The organism is Arthrobacter sp. GMC3, assembly GCF_002929305.1.
GTDB lineage: Bacteria > Actinomycetota > Actinomycetes > Actinomycetales > Micrococcaceae > Specibacter.
In genome coordinates, this window is sequence record NZ_PJIO01000003.1 from 128,594 (window position 1) to 152,940 (window position 24,347).

At 62.3% G+C, this 24,347-nt stretch carries 24 protein-coding genes and 2 tRNA genes; 3 read left to right on the plus strand and 23 right to left on the minus strand.

The genetic code is table 11. The annotated features are described in order from the left end of the window. The first annotated feature begins 106 nt into the window (after window positions 1-106). Window positions 107-1,039 (plus strand): LysR family transcriptional regulator, encoded by a 933-nt coding sequence (locus tag CXQ94_RS06710; RefSeq protein WP_104087525.1) that lies wholly within the window; start codon window positions 107-109, stop codon window positions 1,037-1,039. Continuing rightward, window positions 1,036-1,482 (plus strand): SRPBCC family protein, encoded by a 447-nt coding sequence (locus tag CXQ94_RS06715; protein ID WP_104087528.1) that lies wholly within the window; start codon window positions 1,036-1,038, stop codon window positions 1,480-1,482. Before CXQ94_RS06710 ends, CXQ94_RS06715 begins: the two co-directional genes overlap by 4 nt. On the opposite strand, the gene CXQ94_RS06720 is transcribed toward CXQ94_RS06715, so the two are convergent. The 10 genes from CXQ94_RS06720 to CXQ94_RS06765 all read right to left on the minus strand — a co-directional run bounded on the left by CXQ94_RS06720 (window position 1,479) and on the right by CXQ94_RS06765 (window position 13,572). Then, window positions 1,479-2,924 carry an aldehyde dehydrogenase family protein gene (locus tag CXQ94_RS06720; protein ID WP_104087531.1) on the minus strand — a complete coding sequence of 482 codons (1,446 nt, stop codon included), beginning with the start codon at window positions 2,922-2,924 and terminating at the stop codon, window positions 1,479-1,481. The genes CXQ94_RS06715 and CXQ94_RS06720 overlap by 4 nt on opposite strands. Continuing rightward, complete coding sequence (locus tag CXQ94_RS06725) at window positions 2,921-4,489, minus strand: HNH endonuclease (RefSeq protein ID WP_258066814.1); 1,569 nt, start codon at window positions 4,487-4,489, stop codon at window positions 2,921-2,923. The genes CXQ94_RS06720 and CXQ94_RS06725 overlap by 4 nt, the downstream gene beginning before the upstream one ends. Before the next feature lie 268 nt (window positions 4,490-4,757). After that, a complete protein-coding gene (gene metE, locus CXQ94_RS06730) occupies window positions 4,758-7,073 on the minus strand; it encodes a 5-methyltetrahydropteroyltriglutamate--homocysteine S-methyltransferase (RefSeq protein WP_104087534.1) in 2,316 nt (771 codons plus the stop codon). Window positions 7,074-7,132: 59 nt separating this feature from the next. Next, window positions 7,133-8,104, minus strand: a complete 972-nt coding sequence (locus CXQ94_RS06735; protein ID WP_104087537.1) for a methylenetetrahydrofolate reductase — start codon at window positions 8,102-8,104, stop codon at window positions 7,133-7,135. 363 nt (window positions 8,105-8,467) lie between these two features. Beyond that, window positions 8,468-9,202 (minus strand): tetratricopeptide repeat protein, encoded by a 735-nt coding sequence (locus CXQ94_RS06740; RefSeq protein ID WP_104087540.1) that lies wholly within the window; start codon window positions 9,200-9,202, stop codon window positions 8,468-8,470. Between the two features lie 5 nt (window positions 9,203-9,207). Further along, window positions 9,208-10,227 (minus strand): VWA domain-containing protein, encoded by a 1,020-nt coding sequence (locus tag CXQ94_RS06745; RefSeq protein ID WP_104087543.1) that lies wholly within the window; start codon window positions 10,225-10,227, stop codon window positions 9,208-9,210. Further along, window positions 10,224-11,207, minus strand: coding sequence for a VWA domain-containing protein (locus tag CXQ94_RS06750; RefSeq protein WP_104087546.1), 984 nt, complete (start codon window positions 11,205-11,207; stop codon window positions 10,224-10,226). The genes CXQ94_RS06745 and CXQ94_RS06750 overlap by 4 nt, the downstream gene beginning before the upstream one ends. Beyond that, window positions 11,198-11,686: a hypothetical protein gene (locus tag CXQ94_RS06755; protein ID WP_104087549.1), complete on the minus strand. Its 489-nt coding sequence runs from the start codon at window positions 11,684-11,686 to the stop codon at window positions 11,198-11,200. The genes CXQ94_RS06750 and CXQ94_RS06755 overlap by 10 nt, the downstream gene beginning before the upstream one ends. Beyond that, a complete protein-coding gene (locus tag CXQ94_RS06760; RefSeq protein WP_258066815.1) occupies window positions 11,676-12,557 on the minus strand; it encodes a DUF58 domain-containing protein in 882 nt (293 codons plus the stop codon). The genes CXQ94_RS06755 and CXQ94_RS06760 overlap by 11 nt, the downstream gene beginning before the upstream one ends. Window positions 12,558-12,564: 7 nt before the next feature. Continuing rightward, window positions 12,565-13,572: a MoxR family ATPase gene (locus CXQ94_RS06765; protein WP_104087553.1), complete on the minus strand. Its 1,008-nt coding sequence runs from the start codon at window positions 13,570-13,572 to the stop codon at window positions 12,565-12,567. A 141-nt stretch (window positions 13,573-13,713) separates the two neighbouring features. Here CXQ94_RS06765 and CXQ94_RS06770 point away from each other — a divergent pair, with 141 nt between their 5' ends. Beyond that, window positions 13,714-13,911: a hypothetical protein gene (locus CXQ94_RS06770; protein ID WP_104087557.1), complete on the plus strand. Its 198-nt coding sequence runs from the start codon at window positions 13,714-13,716 to the stop codon at window positions 13,909-13,911. Between the two features lies 1 nt (window position 13,912). Here CXQ94_RS06770 and CXQ94_RS06775 read toward each other — a convergent pair whose 3' ends face one another. The 13 genes from CXQ94_RS06775 to proB form a co-directional block, all read right to left on the minus strand. Beyond that, complete coding sequence (locus tag CXQ94_RS06775; protein ID WP_258066816.1) at window positions 13,913-15,175, minus strand: ROK family protein; 1,263 nt, start codon at window positions 15,173-15,175, stop codon at window positions 13,913-13,915. A 109-nt stretch (window positions 15,176-15,284) separates the two neighbouring features. After that, complete coding sequence (locus CXQ94_RS06780; protein ID WP_104087561.1) at window positions 15,285-16,460, minus strand: class I SAM-dependent methyltransferase; 1,176 nt, start codon at window positions 16,458-16,460, stop codon at window positions 15,285-15,287. Between the two features lie 84 nt (window positions 16,461-16,544). Continuing rightward, a complete protein-coding gene (locus CXQ94_RS06785; protein ID WP_104087564.1) occupies window positions 16,545-16,940 on the minus strand; it encodes a YchJ family protein in 396 nt (131 codons plus the stop codon). After that, window positions 16,937-17,653: a FadR/GntR family transcriptional regulator gene (locus tag CXQ94_RS06790; protein WP_258066819.1), complete on the minus strand. Its 717-nt coding sequence runs from the start codon at window positions 17,651-17,653 to the stop codon at window positions 16,937-16,939. Before CXQ94_RS06790 ends, CXQ94_RS06785 begins: the two co-directional genes overlap by 4 nt. 111 nt (window positions 17,654-17,764) lie before the next feature. After that, window positions 17,765-17,840, minus strand: a tRNA-Ala gene (locus CXQ94_RS06795). Between the two features lie 52 nt (window positions 17,841-17,892). Next, window positions 17,893-17,965, minus strand: a tRNA-Ala gene (locus tag CXQ94_RS06800). A 102-nt stretch (window positions 17,966-18,067) separates the two neighbouring features. Next, on the minus strand, window positions 18,068-18,823 hold the full coding sequence (locus tag CXQ94_RS06805) for a histidine phosphatase family protein (protein WP_104087567.1): 756 nt from the start codon (window positions 18,821-18,823) through the stop codon (window positions 18,068-18,070). 33 nt (window positions 18,824-18,856) lie between these two features. Next, entirely contained in the window at window positions 18,857-19,312 is a 456-nt protein-coding gene (rsfS, locus tag CXQ94_RS06810; protein WP_104087574.1) for a ribosome silencing factor, read from the minus strand. Between the two features lie 25 nt (window positions 19,313-19,337). Beyond that, complete coding sequence (locus CXQ94_RS06815) at window positions 19,338-20,834, minus strand: hypothetical protein (RefSeq protein WP_104087577.1); 1,497 nt, start codon at window positions 20,832-20,834, stop codon at window positions 19,338-19,340. 7 nt (window positions 20,835-20,841) lie between these two features. Continuing rightward, window positions 20,842-21,495 (minus strand): nicotinate-nucleotide adenylyltransferase, encoded by a 654-nt coding sequence (gene nadD, locus CXQ94_RS06820; RefSeq protein WP_104087580.1) that lies wholly within the window; start codon window positions 21,493-21,495, stop codon window positions 20,842-20,844. A gap of 13 nt (window positions 21,496-21,508) precedes the next feature. After that, window positions 21,509-21,757: a hypothetical protein gene (locus CXQ94_RS06825; protein ID WP_181034105.1), complete on the minus strand. Its 249-nt coding sequence runs from the start codon at window positions 21,755-21,757 to the stop codon at window positions 21,509-21,511. Window positions 21,758-21,881: 124 nt separating this feature from the next. Next, window positions 21,882-23,171, minus strand: a complete 1,290-nt coding sequence (locus CXQ94_RS06830; protein WP_104087583.1) for a glutamate-5-semialdehyde dehydrogenase — start codon at window positions 23,169-23,171, stop codon at window positions 21,882-21,884. Window positions 23,172-23,191: 20 nt separating this feature from the next. Further along, window positions 23,192-24,343: a glutamate 5-kinase gene (proB, locus tag CXQ94_RS06835; protein ID WP_104087585.1), complete on the minus strand. Its 1,152-nt coding sequence runs from the start codon at window positions 24,341-24,343 to the stop codon at window positions 23,192-23,194. Window positions 24,344-24,347: the final 4 nt, after the last annotated feature.

Below are 24,347 nucleotides of genomic sequence, written 5' to 3' on the forward strand. Positions count from 1 at the left end.
TGTACACAATAGGAGGCGTGTCTTCATCTTTTACGCCTGAGTATGGCCGGGTATTGGGCCGCCTATGCTTGCAGGAGTACCTAACCGTTCCGCAAAGGAGCCCGTTTTGATCAACCCGATCCACCTGAAAACCCTGCTGGAGGTGGTCCGCAGGGGATCATTTGCCGCGGCTGCAACACAGTTGGGGTACACGGCGTCGGCCGTTTCACAGCAAATGTCTGCCTTGGAGCGGGACACCGGCGTCGAGCTCTTTCACCGCTCAGCCCGCAGTGTTCAGCCCACCGACGCGGCCTTGGTCATGAGCCGCCACGGCGCCAAAGTCCTCACCGACATCGACGCCCTTCTGGCCGCCAGTTCCCGCACCCAGGAGGGCACCAGCCAGGAACTGCGCCTGGGCATCTTTCCTTCACTGGCCACCTATGTCCTCCCCCGGCTCTTGCGCAGTCCTCAATGGCCAGATCTGGGCATCAACCTTCATGTTTCGGTGGGCGAACCCCAGCAAACTATCGCCGGCCTGCGTACCGGCGGTGATCTTGATGTGGCACTGGTGTATCAAGTGGGTCAGTCCGGACTGGCTTGGCCTCACACCATCAACCGGCAGTGGATCGGTGATGACAACTTTCGCGTGGTCCTCCCCAAGGCCTGGGGCATCCAGGCCGGCTCCGAAGTTGCCGCATCACAGTTATCGGACATGCCCTGGATCATGCATCACCCCGGGACCAGCGACGCCACCGTCATTGAACGGCTTTTTGCCAGCTGCAATCTGCACCCCCGCGTTGCGGCCTACAGCGACGACTTCAATGCGAGCCTGCAGCTTGCCTCGGTGGGCCTGGGCGCGGCCCTAGTCCCGGAACTGGCACTGACACACCGCCCAGAGAACGTGGTGGTGCTGGATGTGCCCGAGATTCGGCTGGCCAGGAATATCTTTGCCCTGCTGATCAATGACAAGCGCACGGCCCGCATCGAGGTTTTCGTTGACCAACTGGCTGGTATTTTGGACGAACTTACCCGGACCAGTTCGGTAAGGGACACAGCATGAGCGTCCACTTTCAGCTCAAATCCACCAGCGCCCTGCCAGCGGAGACTTTGTTTCACCGTTCGCTGAACATCGACGACCATGTGGCCTCCATGGCGACGTCAAAGGAGGACGCCATTGGTGGTGTAACGGCCGGTGAAATTGGTCTGGGCGAATCTGTCACCTGGCAGGCCCGCCACTTTGGCATCAAGTTCCGCATGACGAGCCAGATTACTGAGCTTGATGCGCCCCACACCTTCGTCGATCAGCAGACCAGGGGCCCTTTCAAGGACTTCCGCCACGAGCATAGCTTCACCGCGGCGAATGGCTACACCACGATGACCGATGACATCTCGTTCACTGCACCCTTTGGGCCGCTGGGCAGGCTTGTGGAGCGGCTTATTTTGGCCAAGTACCTCCAGCGACTCATCGCTACCCGCAACGACTACCTTTGCCGGGCGGACTAGTCTTTCCGAAACTTCTTAGCCGGCGCCACGAACCGCTTGATGATTTGTTTGGTGATGGCACCAAAAGGCGGGTAGATCAGGGAGAGAGTGTCCGGGGAAAGCGGCTTCTCCAGGATTGCCTTGTGGTGCGAGAACGTGTCGATGGAATGCTTGCCGTGATAACTCCCCATACCGCTCTCCCCCACCCCACCAAAGGGCAGTCCCGGGACGCTCAGGTGTGCCACAGGCACACCGAAGTTCAACGCGCCCGACGACGTTTGATCTGTAAATGCCTGCCGTACCTCCTTGTTTTCGCTGAAGACATAAAGGGACAACGGTTTGTCCCTGGCGTTGATGAAGTCAATGGCCCCCTGTGCCGATTCCACCGTCACAAGCGGTAGGACGGGCCCAAATATCTCACCTTCCATGACGGCAGATTCGGCGTCGACGTGCATGACGGTCGGTTCGATGTACCGGGTGGCGGCATCTGTTGCACCACCGGCAATGAGTGCCGAGCCGGTGTCCTCTTGCAAGTCCACCGCCAGCATGCCGGCCACTCTGGAAAAGGCGCCGTCATTGACCATGCGCCCGTAGGCCAAACTATGGGCGGGCTCGTGTCCGTAGAGATCCGCGATGGCCCCGGGAAGCTCGTCGGCCAGGCGCGCCAGGGCAGTATCTGTTCCTAGGACATAGTCCGGCGCCACACAGGTTTGTCCGGCATTCATGAATTTGCCCCACGCGATTCGGGCCGCGGCGGCACGCGCATCCACGGTGTCATCAATGTAGACCGGTGACTTTCCACCGAGCTCCAGGGTTACTGGCGTGAGATTTTTCGCAGCCGCAGCCATGACAATCCGACCCACCCGCCCGTTGCCGGTGTAAAAGATGTGATCAAAGCGTTGTTCCAACAGCGTGGTGGTTTCCGGCACGCCGCCCTCCACGATGCTCACCGCCCCCGCCAGATACTGGGGAATGAGCTTGGCCAGAACCGCGGAACTGGCAGGGGCCAGCTCGCTGGGTTTTGCCACCACGACGTTCCCGGCTGCGAGCGCACCGATGACAGGTGCCAGCAGAAGTTGAATGGGGTAGTTCCAGGGTGCGATGACAAGGACAAGGCCCAGGGGTTCCAGGACTGTTGCGGCTTTGGCTGGCATGAGTGCCAGTGGCACGGGAACTTTCCGTGGAGCCAGCCATGAGGACAGGTGTTTGACCGTATGGGCTATCTCGGCGGTGAGGAAGCCGATTTCGGTCAGCCAGGCTTCGGCCGGGTGTTTGCCGAGGTCGGCTGCGAGCGCCGCAGTGAAGTCGTCGCGGTGTTCTGTCAGCATGCGGTTCATGGCTTTGAGTTGGCTGAGCCGCCAGTCAAGGGGCTTGGTGGTCCCTGTGGTGAAGAGTTGCCGTGCGGCGTCCACCGTTGCTGGAATGCTATTTGTTGCTGTGATGTCCGTTTCCTGTGCGCTCATGGCCCCAATCTACTCCTTGAGTGCTGTTTGTTCCCGTCACGACTCATTCCAGGGAGTGCGGGTTTGGGGGCGGTGTACTGGTGGCCTGTTGGTGTGGTGAGTGTACCGTCTGGGGCGTTTGCCCAGCCGGGTGTTTCTTTGATGAGGTTGCACGCTTGGCATAGTCCTTGGCCGTTACTTAGTGTGCTCGTTCCCCCGGCGGCGAATGACTTGATGTGGTCATACTCCCGTATGGGCGCATCACACCACGGGGTGGCGCAGAGTTGGCCTTGGTCGAAGAGGAATCTCTTCATGCCGTCAGGGAAGTGCCTGGCCTTGGAGTCCATGGCTACGAGCTCTCCCGTGCCTGGGTGTGTATAGAGGCGTCTTAGCCATACCTGCGCTTGCCCAGCCGTGTTCATGATCATCCGCTGTGCCGCCGGTGCCGGGATGGGATCGTAGCCGGTGAGAATTGCTGGCTCGGCCGCTCCGTCAAAAAGGGAATGGTCGGTCATAATGAGGTCCAAGTGGATCTCCGCCTCCCGGGTGGAGAGACAGTCACCCCTTGTTGTGGCGCTAAGTGGTTCACTGCTACCCGCGGGTTGAAGCCCCTCTGCACTGGGGCATGGCAGGTGGTGGGCGAGCCGGTGTACCAGTGCGTCGGCCATAAGCTGGCCTTTGCTTCTGCCGTCCCCCTGGGCGCGGGCAGAGTCAGCTGCAAGGGTGAGGGACTTCAAGGCAGCTACCCCCTGCCGCAATGGCAGCATGGCCGATAGGTATGTCATCCCGTCCGCCGCCGGGCGCAGGGTGACACAACGTTGTGACTCCGCCTTGGTTATTCTCTTCAGGAAAGCGGCTGGCTCCATCCTGTACGCCATGGCCCGTACTGCCGAGGCAAGCTGTTTGTTTCCCATGGTCTCCAGGACCTCTGGATCAGCTGTCAGCTCCATGTCAATGCGTGCACGTTGCTCCGGTGAGAGGAACTCCGACTCGGTGGCGATGATATGCCCCCTATGTTCGCTGAGAACACCTGATGTACATGCAGCCAAGACCTGAGGGAACTCGCGCACCACACGGATCGCCGATGTTAGGAGGCGGGTGCCAGCAAAAGGGGACTCGCGTCGTGCCAAGGCTATTTGGGCTGCCGTCCCCTTTCCCAACGCTTCTCCCCTAACTCCAGCATGAAGTTGGCGGGCCCGCTCCACGATGGAAAACAAGACCTCGGCCTTGGCCTGCGCGGCTGCGGCCGCGTTCTTAACATTTTCCAACTCCCTAATGGCCCCTATCAGGGCGGCCCCGGAGTGTGCCAGAGCGGGTTCCCGCGTACTGCTATCCACCAAAGTGGGCGCAGCGCCCTTGGGTACCAGATCTAGGCAAGTCTGCGCCGAAGCAAGTTCTTCGTCGACGGCGTCGAACACAGGGGCGTCGAAGCTAAGCAATAGGCCGTCTATGAACTCCCGCGAGCGCTCTACAGCCTCAGTGGCGGACCGGAGTGCAAAGCGTGCAGCCAGGCCTGTCTCCTGGGGCAGCGGCGCTCGCAGCCCGGGACTTCCCCCACCTTCCACCCACTCCGGTGCGTTCACCATTACTCCCTAGAGGACTCACTTGCGGCTTTCATGCCCTGATTCCCAACGCTAGTCGCCACCAAATTCGACGCAAGATACAAATTAGAACATGTGTTCTAATTTGCGTTTGGGTGGGCCAGTGGAGGGATGAGGAGACCCCTTAAACGCCGAACGGCGGGTCTTGTCTCCCGGGTGAGAGGCAAGACCCGCCGTCGGACGGGAGTGCGTGGATGGGCCCACAACTGCGAGGGACCCTAACCGAGGAACGAGGTTAGGGAGCAGATGGGGACTAGACCAGCTGCGCGCGTACTTCCTTCGTGGCGTTGACCAGGTTGCGCAGGGATTCCTCGGTTTCGGCGTAACCACGGGTCTTCAGGCCACAGTCCGGGTTGACCCAGAGCTGGCGGGCCGGAACGTGCTTGACGGCCGTGCCGAGCAACTCGGAGACCTCGGCCTGGCCGGGGACGCGGGGGCTGTGGATGTCGTAGACGCCGGGGCCTACGCCGCGGCCAAAGCCGTGGGCTTCAAGGTCGTTGACGACGTCCATGCGGGAGCGGGCGGCCTCGATGGAGGTGACATCGGCATCCAAGCCGTCAATGGCGTCGATGATGACACCGAACTCGGAGTAGCACAGGTGGGTGTGGATCTGGGTTCCATCCACGGCGCCGGCGGTCGACAGACGGAAGGAGTTCACCGACCAGTCCAGGTAGGCCGCCTGGTCTGCCTTGCGCAGGGGCAGCAGCTCGCGCAGTGCGGGCTCGTCGACCTGGATGATCTTGATGCCGGCTGCCTCCAGGTCCGTGATCTCATCGCGCAGGGCCAGGCCTACCTGGTTGGCCGTGTCACCCAGGGGCTGATCGTCACGCACAAAGGACCAGGCAAGGATCGTTACCGGTCCGGTCAGCATGCCCTTCATCGGCTTGTTCGTCAGTGACTGGGCGTATTCTGCCCACTCCACGGTGATGGCCTTCTCGCGGGTTACATCGCCCCACAGGATCGAGGGACGAGTGCAGCGGCTGCCGTAGGACTGGACCCAGCCGTGAACCGTGACGTCAAAGCCCTCGAGGTTCTCGGCAAAGTACTGGACCATGTCGTTGCGCTCGGGCTCGCCGTGCACCAAGACGTCGAAGTCGAGTTCTTCCTGCAGGTCAACAACACGCTTGATCTCATCCTTCATCAGCGTGGTGTACTCATCGGAGGTGATGGCGCCCTTGTTGGCGCGGGCACGAGCCGAACGGATCTCGCTGGTCTGTGGGAAGGAGCCGATGGTGGTGGTGGGCAGCGGCGGCAGGTCAAGTGCTGCTTCCTGTGCGGCTTCACGGACCGAATATTCGGAGCGGTTGAAGTCGGCCGGGGTCAGGGCGGCCAGACGGTCGCGAACCTCGGGGCGCTTAACACCGGAGGCAACTGCGCGCGAAGCGATGATGGCTGAGGCCTCGGCAATAGCCGCCGCGGACGACGCCGGGTCTCCCAGGTGAGCGGACAGCGTCACCACTTCTGCCACCTTCTGGTCAGCGAAAGCCAACCAGCTGCGCAACTCGTCGGAGAGCTGGGTCTCTTCGGCGACGTCGTGCGGGACGTGCTGGGTTGAGGTGGAGGTGGAAACCGTCACGGCAACCCCGGCAGCCTTGAGAGCGTCCAGCTTCGCGGCCGAAACAGCCAAGTCGTTGCGCCAGATGTTATGCCCATCAACCACACCGGCAACAACGGTCTTGCCAGCCAGCAACGCCAGCTCCTCGGCAGCGGGGAGGGCACCCTTGAACGCATCAATGTGCAAGGCCTCAATGTTGGAGGCGGCCAAAGTGGGAAGCAACTCGCTCAAGGCACCAAACGGGGTGGAGACCAAGATGGCCGGGCGCTCGCTGGCAGCCGTGAGGACCTCGTAGCTGCGGGCCACTGCGGCCTGGATCTCGGCGAGGGGAACATCCTGGTCGGCAACCAGTGCAGGCTCATCCAGCTGGACCCAGGTGGCACCGGCGGAGGCCAGGCGTGCCAGCAGTTCAACGTAGACGGGCAGAACGTCCTCAAGGCGGGACAGCGGGGAGAATCCGGCCGGGGCCTCATCCGAGGCCTTGCTCAGCAGCAGGTAGGTGACGGGGCCCACCAGGTAGGGGCGGGTGATGAAACCGTTGGCCTTGGCGAATTCAAACTGCTCCACAATCCGGTTGGAGGTGAGCGAGAAGTTCGTCTCCGGACCAATTTCGGGCACCAGGTAGTGGTAGTTGGTGTCGAACCACTTGGTCATTTCCAGCGGCTGCTGCTCCACAGTGCCACGTGCCAGGGTGAAGTAGGCGTTGATGTCCAGCTCGCCGGCGGCGTTGCGCAGATCGCCGAAGCGGGCGGGGACGGCACCGATGTGCGTGGTGGCATCCAAAACCTGGTCGTAGTAGGAGAACGTGCCGGGGATCGCGGCTGCCTCGTTCAAGCCCAGGTCCGAGAGGCGGCGGGCCGTGACAAGCTGGATTTCCTTGGCGGCGGTGTCCAATGCGGCTTCATCGATTTTGCCGGCCCAGAACGCCTCAATGGCCTTCTTCAATTCACGACGGCGACCAATGCGCGGGTAGCCAAGTAGCGAAGCGGAGGGAAATGCGGGGGTGTTCGACATGGAAAGTCCTTTGCGGTTTTTTTGATGTGTGATGTCTACAGCAGGTGCGAGAAAAGTACTCAGGCCTGCACAAGTTGTTTGGTGGCGCCGAGGCGGCGACCCACGGGGGGCCTTCCGGGGCGAAGTAACTGGAGTTTGTCCAGCACATCCAGCGCGGCGGCGTGTTCATTGAAGGTGTACAGGTGAATGCCGGGTGCACCGGCGTCGAGGGCGTCCCGGGCCAGCTCTACGGTGGCCTGAACGCCAATACGGCGGCTCTGCGCAGCATCATCGGCCCGCCCCAAGGCATCCAGGAGGGAGGGATCGGGCGCAACGCCTGTCAAATCACCCAGGCGTTGGACGCGGCGCAGGCTGGTGAGAGGCATAACGCCGGGGATGATCGGGATGCTGACCCCTGCACGGCGGGCCCGGGTGACCAGGTCCTTGTACTGGGAGGCGTGGAAGAACACCTGCGTGATGGCGAAATCGGCGCCTGAGCGCTGCTTGGCCAGCAACACCTCAACGTCATGTTCGACGCTCGGTGATTCCGGATGCTTCGTGGGGTAGGCGGCAACGCCGATGGCAACCTTGCCGGCGCACAACAGGGCGGACCGTCGCTGTTCAACCCGTCGAATCAGCTCAATCAAGTCCTGGGCATAGGCCAGCGACCCGGCTCTCGGCTCGGCCGGGGCGTCGTTGGGCAAGTCTCCACGCAACGCCAGAATGCCACGAACCCCGTGGTCCAGGAGTTCGGAAATGATGTCCGCCAGCTCGTCGGCGGTATTTCCCACACAGGTCAGATGCGCCAAGGGGCGCAGTGAAGTTTCCGTGAGTATCCGGTTCAAGAGTTCCACGGCCGTGTCCCGGTTGCTGCCATTGGCGCCGTAGGTGACGGAAACGTAGTCGGGATTGGTGCATTCAAGCTCCCGGATGGTGTCCCACAGGGATACCGCGGCGGTCTCATTGCGGGGAGGGAAGAGCTCATAGGAAAGGGCGATGGGCGCACCGGCGCCGCTGGAAGGTGTCGCCTGTATAAGGCTGGGTGGGGACATTTGCTGATCCTTGACGATGGGTTACCGGCCCGTGCCAGCAGCGTCTAGAACACCCTTGGCGCGCACGGTAAATTTTCTTGAGGCGGGGGCGGGCGTCGTCGCAGGGAACCATCATGAAAAGAGGTTCGCTATGGACGAGCTCCGCCAGCAAATGTCAGGCCCACATGGGGGCACCCACACCCCAGAAGAGCCGGGGTCGCTGACACACGTTGAGGAACTAACGTGCTCCTCACACTACGCGCACAAATACGTGTGAGGCAAAATCGATACAGAATTACTACGCCGTTTTACCGAATATGACCATCAATTCGAACTATGAAACAACCCAAGGGTGCGTGTTCACCGAATTAGTCGCTGATTTTGCTACCAGGGCTTCGAGTACTCCTCGGGGGCTTCCTCGGCGTAGTCGTCCTTGAGTTTCTGGCTTTGGGTGCGTTCCTTCTGCGCGTCCGAACCCTGCTTCGCCAGCCTGTCCATCTTGTCCTGGGAGGGAGACTGGTCCTCCGTGGGGGCCTGCGACTCCCCTGGCTGACCGTCACCCTGTGCGGGATCCTCACCCTGCTGCTGTTTCTGCGCCAACCTCTCGGAGGCGGCCTTGAGTTTGTCACCTTCGCCATCTTGGTTGCCTTCGCCTTGCGGCTGGAAACAGCCCTGAGGTGCCGCTGCCACCACGGCGGCGCCGTCGTCGTAGTACGTACGGGCCGACGCCGGATCCCCGGCCTTGGTCTTCGCATCCCCCAACTGCTCCAGGCTGAGGACCAGGTTTACCCTGACCTTGCAGGACTCCGCCGGTGGGGCAAGGTCTAACGCCTTCGCAAAGTTCACCCTTGCCTGTTCAAAATCGCCCTTGAGAGCGAACCCGTCTCCGAGGGCAAACGGGGCCTTGTAGCGTTCCACAACGTTGAAGGTCCCCATGCCGTGAGCCGCGCGAATGGTTCCGTCGCCCTGGTTGGCGGCAAAGGAGCTTGCCCCTTGTCCGGCAAAAACGGGCAGGCTGAGCAATTTTAGTGCCAGCACCAACACGATCAGCAACACAGGCGCGGACCACATCAGCATCCGACGCCGTTTGTTCCCTGGCGCACTGACCATTTCGCTCATTCTTCTCATGATGACGCTTCCCGTTTGCGGCGCAGTTCACTGTAAGCCCGCCCGTACACCAGCAGTTCCCACAGGGCCAGGCCGAAGGCGGCTAGGGCAAACACCCAGTACCATTCCAGCCTTCCGGCTCCAGCCTTGTCCCCGGCCGCAGCGTCAACGTGGCTTGCCGCGTGCGGCGATGCGTCCTGCATGAGCGTCGAAGTGTGCGAAGGGTTCTCCCGGTGGATGTAGGGGACGCCCAACTGCGCGGCAATGTTCTGCAGAGTTTTTTCATCCAGCTTCGATACCGCCGCCCGATAATCGTCCGTTGACTTATCCACGATGAAAGGCCCAGGGCCGTCACCACCGATCCCAGCCTCGCGCATCCTGCCCCCGGCTGCTGTGCCGTAGCCAAGAACGGCTCCGCCGTCGATGAGCTCGATTCCCTTGTCAAAGGGCTCCGCCGGTTTCGCCGACGTTTGTTCGCCGTCGCCGAAGTAGAAAACCAGACGCGGGCGTTCCGGATGGGTTTTTGCCGCGGCTGCCAAGCGGTCCGCCAGTTCTCCTCGGGCACTGCTAACGCTGCTGCCCTTGGACGCGTACACCGAGCGGACGCTCAGAACTTGCGTCGTGGTCCGCAATGCCGTGGCATCCGTTGTCAGCGGAAGGACCGTCTTGGCCTTGCTGTCGAAGGAGATCAGCGAGAAACGGGCACCGACCAGTTCGGCGGCGATGGCGTTGATGTCGCTTTTCATCCCCGTCAGGCGGTCCTTTGCGCCGTCGTAGTCCTCGGCCGCCGAACTTGGCGACGTGTCGACCACAAAGAACACATTCAGCTCCGTCGAAGCCACGGGTGCGTTGCCCCCGGCCATCCCGGGCCGGGCACCGGCAATGACCACCAGCAGGACGGCGGCGGCAAAGCGCCAGCGCGCCTGGCGGGCCGCTGGGGAGGTGGCTCCCTTGAGTGCAAGGACCGCGACGGCGCCCAGAAGTAGTGCCGCCAGGGGCCAAAAGAGCCAGGGCGGGAGGATCGGGAGGAAACTCATTGGCGCACCTTCCACACTGCCGCACCCAGGCCAAACAGCGCCAGCAGGGCCAATCCCAAGGGCAGTCCCGGATGGTCTGATAATGATTTGACGGGAGCGCCCTGCAATTTCGCTGCCTCGGTCGCCTGTACCTTGTGTACTATCGAATTCACTGCCTCCCCGGAGTCCAAGGCATAGTAGAGCCCTCCGGTGCTGGTGGCAGCGGTCTTCAGTTCAAGGGCTTCCTCCATCGGGTTCTGCTGGCTGCCAAAGTCGTTGGGGTTCAGCGCATAGACACGCACCTTGGCCTTCGCAGCCACCGCTGCTGCCTCGGGCAAGGTGAAGATCGGCTTGCCGGAGAGCATGTTGTCCGTGGCAAAAATGACGGAACGGGAGCGCTGGGTTTCGCCCTCACCGGGGAAGCCGTTGACGCAGCTGAGCAGGCCGTCGCCGATGAGCGAGGACCCATTGGCTTCATAGGTGCCATCGAAAAAGTCAAAGCTGTCCGCCGATCCACTCATGGCTGACTTGGCGTTTTTCAGCTGTTCCGCCACGAACTCGTAGTCGTCGGTGAGCGGGAAAACCTGGACGGCACTTGAATCAAATATTGTCAGGCCAATCCGTTCACCCTTGAACGCCGTCACCATTTCGGCAAAGACCCCCACGATAGCTTCGTCCGTGTCGATCATGGATCCTGAAACGTCTAGGCAGAGCATGATGTCACGGTTCTTCTGTTCGGGAATGTTGGTACTTTCGGAAACGGGTCGGGCCGCCGCCATGAGCAAGGACGCTGCCAGGACCAGCACACTGACCAAGGCGACAGCCAGCCAACGCTTTTGATGTGCCAGTGCTTTCTGGTAGGACGGCAGCGCCGTCAACCTGTCGGCATGGGCAATAGGTGTGCTGTCCGCCGACCGGCATGGATGCCGCCAAATCCACACCAGGACCGCGGCCATGGCGGCGGCACCCGCCAGGAGTACCCACCAGTATGTCAACGCCATGAGCGCACCACATTCCTTGCCAGCTCGGCGGCCACATGCAGCTGTGGTTCGGCGTGGTGGTGAGTGGCAAATTCTGCGGGGTAGAAGCTAGCCACGGCGTCGGCCAGCAACGGCAGTTGCCGTTCGCGCAGTTCGGCAAGTGTCATGCGCTGGGCCCGCACCCCTGTCATTTCATAGACAAAGGAGCGCACTGCCGCACTTAGTTCTTGGTGAGCGGCCCGCCCACCGAGCCGGCCGGCGTCGTACTGGTGTTGCACGGCAGAAATTAGTGTCAGGTATTTGGTGCGCACGGTGTCGGGGTTTCGGGGGGCAACGAACCCGGGGACCTCGGCATGGTTGCCCGGGCGGGTGGACATCCAGATCCACCCGACCCAGCCCAGGCTGAGAACCACGAGCGCAGCACCCAGTATCGGCCAGAGAACGGAGTAGCCCACGGGAGCAAAGAATTCCCCCTGAGTCACTATGGCTTCAGTGCGCACGTCGGTGCCTTTCCAGCAGCGCAAAAACGTTGCCCACTACCTGTTCGGTGTGCCCAATACGGGTCATGACAATGCCCACCGACTGCAGGAGGTCCGCCAAGGCTTGTGCCCGCGCGGCAGTGGCTGCTTCGTAGTCGCCGACCAGACCGGGATCCTGGGCCAACAGTGTCAATACGGTGTCCATCGCGGCCACGTCCTGGCCGGGGCCGCGAAGCGCCTGAGCACCGGCGAGCTGGACGTCATCAATTTGCACCCACAGGATCTCATGTTGGGCACCTAGGCGGCGCAGGACCTTCGCGCACCGCTCCTGGACTGCCAGCTCATCGGCGATGACAACCAGCAGCATCCGCTGCTTGTAGTGAGCGGCGGCATACTCCAGGGCGGCCACCAGATCGCTGGACCCCGATTTCAGGGACACCGCATCGATGATCCGCAGCAACCGTTCAAGATGGCCCTCGGTGCCCTTTGCTGGCAGCGCCTCCTGCGCCCGGGCATCTCCATGCACCAGGGCGACGGAGTCGCCGTGTCCGAGAGCCAGGGAGCCGATCACCCCCATAATCATGACGGCAAGGTCCTTCTTCGTTTCCCCGCCGCGCGCCGTGGCGGCCATGTTCCGCCCCGTGTCCGCTACAAAGAGAACCTGCTGACGCCGCGTTGCAACATAGCGTTTGACCAAAGGGGACCCCACGCGGGCCGTGGCCTTCCAGTCGATGTCGCGGACGTCGTCTCCCGGGACGTAGGAACGAAGGTCGTCAAAGTCCAGGCTGCGGCCGCGGAATACTGAGGCGTACTCGCCGATGAGCATGCCGCGGGCTTTGCGGTGGGCAAAGATGTACATCTTTGACTTCACCGCCATCAGAAGGGAGGTCACAAATTTCCTACGGAGTCTGAACTGAGCCGACGATGGCCTCGATGATGGTTTCCACGGCAATGCCTTGGGCAACGGCCTCGAATCCGAGGATGATGCGGTGGCGCAGGACCCTGGTCGCCAGGGCCTTAACATCCTCCGGGATGACGTAGTCACGCCCGGATAGCAGTGCCAAGGCACGGGCGGCCTGGGAGAAGGCAATGCTGGCGCGGGGACTGGCCCCAAATTCGATCAAGGACGCCAGTGCCGGGTCGATGTACTTTTCGGCGTTTCGGGTGACGTAGACCAGGCCCACAATGTACTGCACCAGTGCGGGGTCAAGGTAGACGTTTTTGACGGTGCGCTGGATCATGCGCACCTCCGCCAAACCGGCGACGGCGGTGGGGGTCGCCTCGGCGGCGTAGACGCCGGCATCGATGCGCCGAATCATCTCCGCCTCCTCCTCCGGGCTGGGGTAGTCCAGGACGTCCTTGAGCATAAACCTGTCCATCTGCGCCTCGGGCAGCTGGTAGGTGCCCTCTTGCTCGATCGGGTTTTGCGTGGCCAGTACCAGGAAAGGGGAAGGCAGGGCATAGTTTTGCCCGCCAATGGTGGTTTGGCGTTCCTGCATGGCCTCCAGCATGGCCGACTGCGTCTTGGCGCTGGAACGGTTAATCTCATCCAACAACACGATGTTGGCGTGCACCGGGCCCAGCTGCGTCACAAACGTGCCCTGAGCGGCGTCGTAGATCTGTGTCCCCACAATGTCGCTGGGGAGCAGGTCCGGGGTGCACTGAATCCTGCGGAACGCGGCGCTGATCGAGTCGGCAAGAGTTTGCGCCGCCGTCGTCTTCGCCAGGCCGGGAACCGATTCGAGCAGCACGTGGCCACCCGTCATTAAAGAGACCAGCAAAGTTTCACGCAAGCGGCCCTGGCCCACAACTTTGGCCTGGAAACTGGCCGAGATGCTGGCAACGATTTGCTGCACCTTCGCGAGTTCTCCGGGTTCGATCCGAGGGGACGTGCTCGTTTGCAACAAGGAGTGGCCTTTCCATGGCTCAAGAAAAATACGGGTCGGCAGACCCTACACACCAGTCCACTTCATCGGCTACCGCACCGCAATGGGGAGAACTTCCCATTGGCCCTGTCCAGGCCGCCGCACCCGGGTTAGGGTGTGAGCATGAATCAGTTACCAGAGGCATACCAAACGTACCTGCAGGGCAAGGACGAGGCCTTCGTCGACACCGTCAAGCCCATACTGCAGCAATCGGCGGCCGATCAAAACTTTGGCGTTCGAATCGTTGTCCTACCCCACGGCGTGCAGGCACACCTGGATGAGCGAATCCCCTTCGGCAAGGTGGTGGAGAGCGTGGATTGAGTTAAGCCTTGGCGTCCAGCAGCAGCTGGGCGGCATTGGGGCTGAACGCTTTTTCCATGACCAGGCAGGCGGCCCCAAAGGCTTCCTCGCCGGAATTCACCCGTGTGCCGACAACGTCCACGGAATGGACGTTTGTGGTGACACTGAAGCGTGTCAGCAGCTCAGGCACCTGCGCCAGATAGGTTGCCGAAAGTTCCGGCCAGAACGGTCCGCCGAACACCACCCTTTCAACATCCAAGAAGTTGGTCAGCACCGACGCGGCGCTGGCCATACGGTAGGCGGAGCGCGAAAGAATGCCTGCTGCGGCGCTGTTACCGTTGGCAGCCGCCGCGGCAAGGTCGCGGACATCCTGAGGCAGCAGGGTCGGGTTCAGCGGGTCAGCGGCCGCCAATACGCCCAATTCCCGTGCCTCGGCCACGAGAGTCTCAGGCATGCAGGTCACCTTGATGCAGCCCCGGCGTCCGCAGTCGCATTCCGGGCCGTCGGGATCCACCATGATGTGGCCAATTTCTCCCACGTTTCCTGATGCGCCGCGAACCACCTGGTCATCGATGACCAGTCCAGAACCGATGCCCGTGCCAATGTAAATGTAGATAAAGTTCGCAGCGCAGGCGGAACCTGTCCACGACTCGGCTACCGCAGAAGCCGTCACGTCCTTGTCCATCACCACCGGCAGACCGGTGGTTTCGTGCAAGATGTCGCGCAAAGGCACCCGGGTCCAGCCGGGCATGTGCGGGGGCTCGACCACCATTCCACGCGCCACATCAACGGGTCCGGGAGTGGCAACGCCCACACCGGCGATGCGCTGCTCATCAATGTCCGCCCGGACGATCATGGCCTTAATTTCTGCGCCCATGGCGACGATGGCCACCTCTGGGGTGTTGGCCAAGTCTGTTGGTATTTCCTTGGAATCCAAAACAGTTCCCACGGCGTCCACCAGTGCGAAACTTGTCAGCGCCGGATCTATATGGACCCCGATCGCATACATGCCCTGGGGGTTCAACCGCAAAATAGTTCGTGGCTTGCCCGGACCGGACGTTTCCTTGCCGGCTTCCATGATGAGTTCGGAATCCAAGAGCCTGCGGCAAATATTCGACACAGTCTGTGCTGCCAGCCCGGCAGAGCCGGCCAATTCCACCCGGCTCAGCCCCTCTTTGGAACGGCGGATGGAATCAAGGATGACGGCCTGGTTGAAATCACCCATCTTGGGTAGGTTGGTGCCTCGACGGCGTTGCAGCAATCCACCCTCGGGAACAGCCAACATGATCTCCTTGAAAAATTCGACTGGGATTGGGCACCGCACATCCTGCGTATGCCTGCTGATACATTACTCTGGCATCTGACGGGCGCATGTACGCCACGACGGTTCTGGCTTAGCTTTTTGCCTTGCGTGAGAGGGCCACCGTGAATTTGCTGTTGCGACCCTTAATGGTGGTGGGTCCAACCCGCTGCTCCAGCTGTGCCCGGTAGTCCAGGTGCCGGTTGTAGACAGTCCACAACTCCCCGCCCGGTGCCAGTACTCGCGCGGCGGCGTCAAAGAGTTTCAAGGCGATGCCAGCGTGAACCGTGGCGCCCACATGGAAGGGCGGGTTGAGCACAATGAGTTCGGCCGATGCAGGCTCGAATCCCGCCATAGCGTCGTCACGGACGGCCGCAACCCGCCCACCCAGGCCATTGGCGTGCGCCGTCGCCGTCGCGGAAGCAACGGCCGAGGCCGACTGGTCTGTTGCTGTGACCAAAAGTGACGGCCGTGCCGTTGCCAGAGCGGCGGCAATGGCACCGTTTCCGCAGCCAAGGTCGATGGCGGTGGTGGCGCCTGGGAGCATGTCCGGTTCGAAGTCCAGGAGGAAGCGGGTGCCGATGTCCAGTTTGGTGCCGGCAAACGTGGCACCGTGGGCGCACAGGGTCAGGCCTAGGGCTTGATTGAATTCGCTGCGCGGGAAGCTCGACGCCGGCGCGTCCGCTCGTGGGCCGGTCACCACCAGTGGCCGGGACTTCCGCCAGGCCCGTCCCGGAACGACCTGCTCAAAGTAGTTCCCGAGGACGGTGTTCATGGCCAATGTCATGTGCTTGACACGTCCCCCGGCGACGATCTGCACGTTGGGCGCTGCGTTGGCGCTGATGAGCTCGGCCGTTTCGGCCAGCTCATCCAGGCTGCGGGGCAGTTGCCAGAGCACTACGTTGGCACCTGCGAAAAGCTCGGCGGTGAGGGGCTGGGAGCTGAACGTTCCCTCGAGCCCTAGGCGTTGGGCGTTGGCGGCCAGGGCCAGCTCGCCGGAGAGGCCGTCCTGGTTCACTCTGATCCCGGCGAGTCCGTGGAGCGCCGCCGAGCCCAGGGTCAGCGCACCGTACCGGTCCCCCACAATGGCCAGAGAACCGCCGTCGGAGATGCGTGCAAGGGCCGAACCGGCACTCGTGAGGATCAGCTCATCGGTGGCGTCGTGGGCAAAGAGGTTTTCGGCCTCAATGTCCGGGAAACGGCGCAACTGTGCAAAATCGAATCCTGCCAGGTCCGGGGTTCCGGGTTCGGAGTCCTGTATGCCGTTCATGGTGCCCTTTCGTCGAACCCCGACTGCGAGGCACCCGTCAAGCTTATCCGGGCCCGGACACGGCAAAGCAACGGCGGCCCATGCTTACCCTAGCGAGAGGGCCGCAACGTAGAGCCATTGCCGTCCGGTGCGCACAAAACTGCTCGTCTCTGTAAAGCTCTCCCTGGCTCCGTGATACCTGTAGTGGGCGCGAAAGGTGACCACGCCGTCGGTGTCCAGCGGGCCTCCGGCCTTGGTGTCGAGAATGTCCAGCCGGTACCACTGCTGCTCCGGATCCAACTCCAGCTCCGTAGGCCGATGTTCCGGGTGCCAGGTAGCCAGCAGGTAGTCCGCGTCGTTGGTGGCGAAGGCCGTGAAGCGTGATCTCATCAGTGCCTGGGCCGTGGGCGGGAAAGCGGTGCCCACGGCGCCCAGGAAACGTCCGCAGCAAGCGCCAAAAGTGTCGCCGCTTTGGCAGGGGCAGCGTTGAGTTGGGTTCATGGGAGTTGCCTTGTCTGGGAGTGGAACCACACAATGTGGTTCGAGAGGGCCGTCGCCGCGCCATCGCCGTCGTGCGCTAGAACGGCGGCCATGATTTCCCCATGCTGGGTGCGTAGGACCGGAACGATGCCCTCCCACATGTCGTCACTGTCGATGGAATCGCTGACATAGCCTTGCACCGCAAATCGTAGCGATTCCATCATGGCGGTGACCACGGCGTTGCCTGCCAGCGAGCTCAGCAGCACATGAAATTCCGCGTCGAGTGAGTGGAAGGCTTCCCTGCCCAGCACGTTACTGTCCATGGCGGCGAGGAGTTCGTGGAGGTGTGCCAGCTTTCCGGCGTCGTGATCCGCTCCGGCGGCTTCCCTGGCGGCCCAGCTTTCAATCATGATGCGGGTTTGCACAATGTCGGCGACAGGAAAGTGACTCGTGGCCATGTGCAGGCGCAAGGTGGAGCCGAGTCCGGCCGACGGGTTGGCGATGACTACGGCACCTGCGCTGGGACCGGACCCCACGGCGGTGCGCACAACGCCCATGACGTCAAGGATGCGGATGGCGTCGCGCACTGAGGCGCGGGAAATGCCGTGCATGAGGGCCAGCGCCCGCTCACCGGGCAGCCGGTCCCCTACCTTGATCCTGCCGTCCTTGAGGTCTGCTTCGATGGCTTGCAGCACCGCCTCGTAGCTGCGGATGGGGGTTTCTGGGGTAGGCACAGTTCCATTCTGGCATCCTTTGCCGCGGCGCCGGACTTTGCTCGGGTGCTGGAAATAAAAAAAGAAGTCCGTATCAAACCTTGCGGCTTTGATACGGACTTCTTTTTGTTTTGGTGGAGCTGAGGGGACTCGAACCCCTGACCCCCTGCATGCCATGCAGGTGCGCTACCAGCTGCGCCACAGCCCCAAAACATTTTTATTCTTTTTCTAAAACCACCACAAAACACTGGTGTGTTTCGTGGAGCTGAGGGGACTCGAACCCCTGACCCCCTGCATGCCATGCAGGTGCGCTACCAGCTGCGCCACAGCCCCAAACTCATTACTTTTTCCCTTGACCTTTCGGTCTTGGCCGGAGCAACTCGTCTATCCTAGAACACGTTTTGGCCCGGTGCCAAATCGAGGAATCCCAGGGCGTTAATCCTCCACAGGTTCGGCCAAGTCCTCGGGCGATTCATAGGGCTGGGGCAGGGTTCCGACATTGTGTTCTGTCAGCCGCCAATGCCAGTCGCGGGCCGCCGTCGAGTGCGCATGGGCGGCCTCGACAACGGACCAGTGGCAATTGGAGAGCCCTGACAAGGTCTGCCACAGGTGTTCGGGCAAGCCCATGAGCTTGGCCAGCGCCACACGGGTAGCCCCGCCGTGGGTTGTCACCACCAGGGTGCCGCCTTCGGGCAGCGTGGAAACACTCTCCAAAATGGCATCCACCATACGCTCGGCCACTTCAAGCCGGGTCTCTCCCCCGCCGGCTCGCACCTGAGGTTCGTCCCTGGACCACTGCATAATCTCCACGGGGAAGGACTTTTCGATCTCCTCGAAAGTCAGGCCCTCCCACTGCCCGCCAAACGTTTCACGCAAGCGTGCATCCACCACAACCTCGCCACCGGTCAGCTTGGCCAGCGCCCCGGCCGTGCTTAGTGCGCGGGACAAATCCGATGAGAGAATCCTCACACCAGCATTAGGGGTGCCCTGGCCACCGGCCAGCTTTCCGGCTAATAGTCTTGCCGCGCGCCCGGCCTGGAGTTCGCCCACCTCGTCCAAGGGAATATCGCTTTGGCCCTGGAAACGCCGTGCCGCATTCCAGGAGGTGCGTCCGTGCCGCCAAAAAATAACCCGCCGGCGTAAGCCGGCGGGCTGCAAAATTGACGACGTGGCTGAAGCGGAACCAATCATGGTCTAGCAACTTTCTCTCGTCGCGTGAGCGATCTACTCTGCGTCGGCAACCTGAGCGGCCGCGTCGGCAGCTACTGCTTCGGCGTCGTCGGCATCTTCTGCAGTGGCTCGCCTGACGGACGGGTCCGACTCGGGCAGCTGCAGGTCAATGACGGGGCAGTCGGCGTAGAGGCGCTCAAGTGCGTAGAAGATCCTGTCTTCTTCGTGCTGGACGTGCACCACAATGTCGGCGTAGTCCAACAGGACCCAGCGGCCTCCTGATCGTCCTTCGCGGCGGACCGGGCGCATGCCGAACTTGTGCAGTTCGTCCTCGATGCCGTCCACGATGGCGTTGACCTGACGCTCCGTCGACGCCGAGGCGATGAAGAAGATATCGCTGATGGCCAGACGCTCGCTCACGTCAAGGGCAATCAGATCCTGTGCCAATTTCTCTGACGCGGCCCGCGCTGCTGCGCGAACTACGTCGATGGAATGTTCTGTTGCGGTCACTAGCGTTCCTTTGATAGACCCGGCACTAGCGAACTAGCCCGGTGATAAATACGACGGCGCCGACGACGAATGCCGCGCCGCCAAGAATGATGCTGCCCCATTGGATGAGCATGTTGCGCTGGGTTCTGCCCAAGCCGGCCGTGACTGCATCCAAGGGTTCAAGCCCATGAGCGTATTCGGCAGGGATGGGTGGCATTTGCGTCCTGGTGACGGCCTCTGTCAGGGCCGGCTCCTCCGCTTGGACGACGGCGACCAACTCTACGGCACGCTTGAGCGTGTTGCTGCGCCCACCCGTGAGTGGGCGGGTACCAGGGCCAGGTCGATGGCCCGCCTTGGCGGACAGTGCCGCGTCAAAGCGTTCGGCGCGGGGGTTTCGCGACGGGTGTCCTTGCCGGGGCGCGCGCGGGACGATCGGGACGTGGGTGGTCACCGGCGGGCGCAGAACGGGCCGGTCCAGGCCTGGCACTTCCACGAATTCCAGTGGCGTGACCATGGCAAGGTTGTTCGTCGCCGTGGGGTCGCTGGCGGGTCGCCGGCTCTTGGCGCTTTCCTGGGCCAGTCTTTCGCGCGCCGCGGCGCGCTGGTTCAAGATGGCTGTCCGTTCGGCCTGGGCGCGTTGTTCCGCCAATGCCGCCAGCTCGGCGGTGCTCGGCGTTTGGCTGGCCAGCGAGGGTGGTCCGGCAGAAACGGGATGGTAGGAACCGCCGGGGACAAGTCCGGAGGTCGGCGGATAGTTAACCGGCGACGGCGGTTGCGCACCAGGAGCCTGCGGGGCTGCAACCGCAGCGTTCTCTGAGGCGTTCTCAGCCTCGGGCGCTGTTGCGTCAACCGGTGAAGGCGCTACGCGCCGGCCTGCCCGGGACCGGCTGGACTCTGGCGCCGAAGCGATGCTCGGGGCTGCTGAGGGGCTCGGCCTTGGGGGCGTGCTGGGCGCCTGCTTGGGCGGCAACGGTGCCGCAACGGCTTTGGCTTGACGGGGCTGTTCCGGGTGCGTGGGCTCAGCCACGGCTGGAATAGGTGCTTGGACGGGCGGAGTAGTTGCCTTAACGGGCGGGATCGAAGCTGGTGGCACCACCGGGTTGACGCTGGTGATGGGTGCCCGTTCGGCTTCCAGCTGCGCCTGGCGCAGGGCACGGCGGGAGGGAAGTTCCTCGGCCGCTGGCGCTCCGGAATCAAGGAGTTCCTTGTAGGCACGCAGGGCGGCACGGTCGCGGGCACGTGTTTGCGAGGACCTCTCCCGCACCACACCATCGCTGGCCGCTTGGCCAAGCGGTGCAGGCGCTACTGCTATGGCAGGCTCGTCCGGGGCCTGAACGGGGATAGGCACCGCAGCTGGCACATCACGAGCCGGTGTTGGCGCCGGTGCGGCAATGGAGGTGCGCCGGCCATGCCTGTCGGTGGCGGGGGCCACCGGGGCAGGCACAAGCGGCACTGACGGATATCCCGCAGCGCCTGTTGCTTGCTCCGGCTTGGCAGACCGCAATTCTCTGCGACTGCGGACCGGGTCCGTTTCCTTGCTCATCACTTACTCATTCAGTACTAGAATTCACCGGCAGGACACGTGCGTCCGTTTCGCCATTTGCTTGAACATACAGTCCATACTTTGCTATGTATTGCACCACGCCGTCCGGGACCAGGTACCAGACGGGGTTCAATTCCTTTACACGCTTCCGGCAATCTGTCGACGAGATTGCCATGGCAGGCACCTCCAACAAACTTACGTCGGATCGACCCAAGTCGTCGAGCACATGTCCCGGCCGCGTCACACCAACAAAGTGTGCCAATTCCCACAACTCATCGTTGTCTTTCCAGGACATGATGGCGGATAACGCATCTGCTCCGGTAATGAAGAACAGCTCAGCTTCCGGACGCATCCGCTTTAGATCACGCAAGGTGTCGATGGTGAAGGTGGGACCGGGACGGTCAATGTCCACCCGGCTGACAGTGAACCGGGGGTTCGCTGCGGTAGCAATGACGGTCATCAGGTACCGGTGTTCGGCCTCGCTGACCTTCCGCTTCGCCTTCTGCCACGGCTCCCCTGTGGGGACAAAAATGACCTCGTCAAGTTTGAAAACGCTCGCAACTTCGCTGGCTGCAACAAGGTGACCATGGTGGATCGGATCAAACGTTCCACCCATGACTCCAACACGGAGACGCTTTCTGGTGCCAGCCAAGGCTGGCATCAGAATTGTCGCATCAGTGATGGGAGGACGCCGAGTCGTCGTGGTGGCCGTGCTTGTTGGTGTGCTGCTTGTGCGGATCATCGGTGGAATCGACGGCCGCGTGGCGGTTGCCCAGGTTCATGAAGGAAACGCAGATGAACATCAACAGCAACAGTGTTGCCAGCATCACCGCGCCAATGACGAACGGCGGCGCAATAAGCGGCGCTGCTTCTTCGTGTGCGGCTGCTTCGGCAAGGACGACGCCGGCGAGCTGGGTCAGCATGATTTCTCCCCTATGGGTAAACGGCCGGGCACAAAATATTTGCCACCTGGCCAAAAACGGCTTGGATTCCCTCTAATGGTACGTGGTATCTGCCTGGACTGGCACACCGACCCGCAGCCAGGAATCAGAAGCGGATCTGGCCTTCGCCTTGAACAATCCACTTTGTGGTAGTCAGTTCGGTCAATCCCATGGGCCCGCGAGCATGCAGCTTCTGGGTGGAAATGCCCACCTCGGCGCCCAGTCCAAGCTCGCCACCGTCGGTGAATCGGGTGCTGGCATTGACAATGACCGCCGCAGAATCAATGTCGGCAATGAATTTCTCGGCGTTGGCGAGATCATTCGTCAGGATCGCCTCGGTGTGACCGGTACTCCACGTGCGGATGTGTGCAATAGCCTCCGGAAGCGAATCGACCATCTTCACTGCCAAATCAAGGTCCATGTATTCGGTGGCCCAGTCGGCGTCCGTTGCGGGGAAGCCGGTGATGCCTGCGGGGAGCACCGCTAGAACGCGCTCGTCCACGTGAAGTCTCACACCGGCGTTGTTCAAGGCCTTCAGGACGGCGGGCAGGACAGTGGAATCCTTGTGTACCAGGAGTGTTTCCACCGTGTTGCAAACGCTGGGTCGCTGGGTTTTGGAATTGAGCAAGATCTCAACGCACATTTCCTCTTTGGCGCTGCTGTCAATGAAGATGTGCACATTGCCTTCGCCGGTTTCAATGACAGGCACTGAGGAGTTGTTGACCACCGTCTGGATGAGTTCACGCCCGCCGCGGGGAATCAGCACGTCCACCTGGCCGCGAGCCCGCATGAGCAGGTTGGCGCCTTCGCGGCCATACTTGTCTACCGACTGTACGGCGTCAGCTGGCAGGCTGACCGAATCAAGGGCGTCGCGCAGCACCCCTAGCAGGGCCTCGTTGGTGTGGGCGGCGGCTGTTCCGCCGCGCAGAACCACGGCGTTTCCGCTTTTGAGTGCCAGTCCGGCGATGTCGACCGTGACGTTGGGGCGTGCCTCATAGATGGCTGCCACCACGCCCATGGGGACGTTGATCTGTCGCATGCGCAGGCCGTTGGGGAGAGTCTGTCCTCGCACCACATTGCCGACCGGGTCCGGCAGGGAAGCCAGGTTCTCCAGCGCACTTGCCAGCCCCAGGACCCGTTGGCTGGTCAGGGTGAGCCGGTCAAGCATGGCCGCGGAGGTGCCGTTGACCTTGCCGGCAGCCACGTCGCGGGCGTTGGCAGCCAGGATGAAATCCTGCTCGGCCACGAGCGCCTTGGCTATTGCTCGCAGGCCCTTGTCTTTCCACGCCCGGTTGGCGCCGGCCATGCGGCGGGAGGCGTGGCGTGCCCGTGTCAGGATGGCGTTAACGTCGTCGGCCGCCTGCGTTGCGTTTTGTTCAACAATCTGCTCGGTCATGGCTTAAGTGTAAGGCACGCCTAGTTGTTCAGCAGGACCAGGTCGTCAACATGAACCACTTCGCGTTCATACTGGCGGCCCAGTTCCTTGGCGAGGTCCTTGGTGGAGCGCCCCAGCATTTGCGGCAGGTCGCCACAGGGGTAGTTCACCAGGCCGTGGGCAATGACGTGGCCGGTGGCATCGGCGATCTCCACGGCATCCCCGGCCTCGAAGTCACCGGAGACGGAGACAATGCCAGCCGGCAGAAGCGACTTGTGCCGTTCGCTCACAGCCCGGATGGCGCCGTCGTCGAGCACCAGCCTGCCGCGAATATCCGCTAGATGCGCCAGCCACAGCATGCGGACGGGGCGCTTATTGCCATTGATACCGAACCAGGTTCCCACGTCCTCGCCGGCCAGTGCGGCCGCGGCGTTTTGGGTGGAGGTGACTAGGGCCGGGATACCGGTCTCGGCGGCGATGAGCGCCGCTTGAACCTTGGTTGCCATGCCACCGGTGCCCACTCCGGCCTTGCCGGCACTTCCGATGACAATGCCTTCAAGGTCTTCGGGGGAATCAACGTTGGCGATCCGTTGTGCCCCTTCCGACGGCGGGCCGTCGTAGAGTGAGTCCACATCCGAGAGCAGCACTAGGGCGTCGGCCTTGACCAGGTGGGCCACCAGGGCGGCCAGGCGGTCGTTGTCACCAAAACGGATCTCATGGGTGGCCACGGTGTCATTTTCGTTGACAATCGGGACCACCCCGAGATGCAGCAGCCGCTCCAGGGCACGGTGGGCGTTGACGTACTGGTGCCGGCGGGTCAGGTCCTCCGCCGTCAGCAACACCTGGGAAACTGTGACCCCGTGGCCAAGGAATGCGTGGTTGTAGTGGGCCATGAGTAGTCCCTGGCCCACGCTGGCGGCAGCCTGTTGCGTGGCCAGGTCCTTGGGGCGCCGGGCCAGGCCCAGCGGCAGCAGGCCCGCGGCGATGGCGCCGGAGGAAACCAAAATAACCTCGGTCCCTGCGAGCCGGCGTTCGGCCAATACCTGAACCAAACTGTTCAGTGCCGGTACCGAAATCCCGCCGGCCACGCTCGTCAACGACGACGAGCCCACCTTCACTACGATCCTTGCGGCAGTGGCGATCGCAGAACGCGAACGGCCTGCGGCCAGACCGGTTTCCCCGTGTGAGACCATCCTG

Coding starts and splice junctions, on each gene's coding strand:
- CXQ94_RS06735 (WP_104087537.1), bottom strand. CDS start 8,104: ATGTCCCCACCCAGCCTTATACAGGCGACACCTTCCAGCGGCGCCGGT.
- CXQ94_RS06785 (WP_104087564.1), bottom strand. CDS start 16,940: ATGAACCCAACTCAACGCTGCCCCTGCCAAAGCGGCGACACTTTTGGC.
- CXQ94_RS06720 (WP_104087531.1), bottom strand. CDS start 2,924: ATGAGCGCACAGGAAACGGACATCACAGCAACAAATAGCATTCCAGCA.
- CXQ94_RS06745 (WP_104087543.1), bottom strand. CDS start 10,227: ATGAGTTTCCTCCCGATCCTCCCGCCCTGGCTCTTTTGGCCCCTGGCG.
- proB (WP_104087585.1), bottom strand. CDS start 24,343: ATGGTCTCACACGGGGAAACCGGTCTGGCCGCAGGCCGTTCGCGTTCT.
- CXQ94_RS06825 (WP_181034105.1), bottom strand. CDS start 21,757: ATGCTGACCCAGCTCGCCGGCGTCGTCCTTGCCGAAGCAGCCGCACAC.
- CXQ94_RS06815 (WP_104087577.1), bottom strand. CDS start 20,834: ATGAGCAAGGAAACGGACCCGGTCCGCAGTCGCAGAGAATTGCGGTCT.
- CXQ94_RS06715 (WP_104087528.1), top strand. CDS start 1,036: ATGAGCGTCCACTTTCAGCTCAAATCCACCAGCGCCCTGCCAGCGGAG.
- metE (WP_104087534.1), bottom strand. CDS start 7,073: ATGTCGAACACCCCCGCATTTCCCTCCGCTTCGCTACTTGGCTACCCG.
- CXQ94_RS06830 (WP_104087583.1), bottom strand. CDS start 23,171: ATGACCGAGCAGATTGTTGAACAAAACGCAACGCAGGCGGCCGACGAC.
- CXQ94_RS06780 (WP_104087561.1), bottom strand. CDS start 16,460: ATGAACGGCATACAGGACTCCGAACCCGGAACCCCGGACCTGGCAGGA.
- CXQ94_RS06770 (WP_104087557.1), top strand. CDS start 13,714: ATGAATCAGTTACCAGAGGCATACCAAACGTACCTGCAGGGCAAGGAC.
- CXQ94_RS06805 (WP_104087567.1), bottom strand. CDS start 18,823: ATGATTGGTTCCGCTTCAGCCACGTCGTCAATTTTGCAGCCCGCCGGC.
- CXQ94_RS06775 (WP_258066816.1), bottom strand. CDS start 15,175: ATGTTGGCTGTTCCCGAGGGTGGATTGCTGCAACGCCGTCGAGGCACC.
- nadD (WP_104087580.1), bottom strand. CDS start 21,495: ATGCCAGCCTTGGCTGGCACCAGAAAGCGTCTCCGTGTTGGAGTCATG.
- CXQ94_RS06750 (WP_104087546.1), bottom strand. CDS start 11,207: ATGGCGTTGACATACTGGTGGGTACTCCTGGCGGGTGCCGCCGCCATG.
- CXQ94_RS06740 (WP_104087540.1), bottom strand. CDS start 9,202: ATGAGCGAAATGGTCAGTGCGCCAGGGAACAAACGGCGTCGGATGCTG.
- CXQ94_RS06725 (WP_258066814.1), bottom strand. CDS start 4,489: ATGGTGAACGCACCGGAGTGGGTGGAAGGTGGGGGAAGTCCCGGGCTG.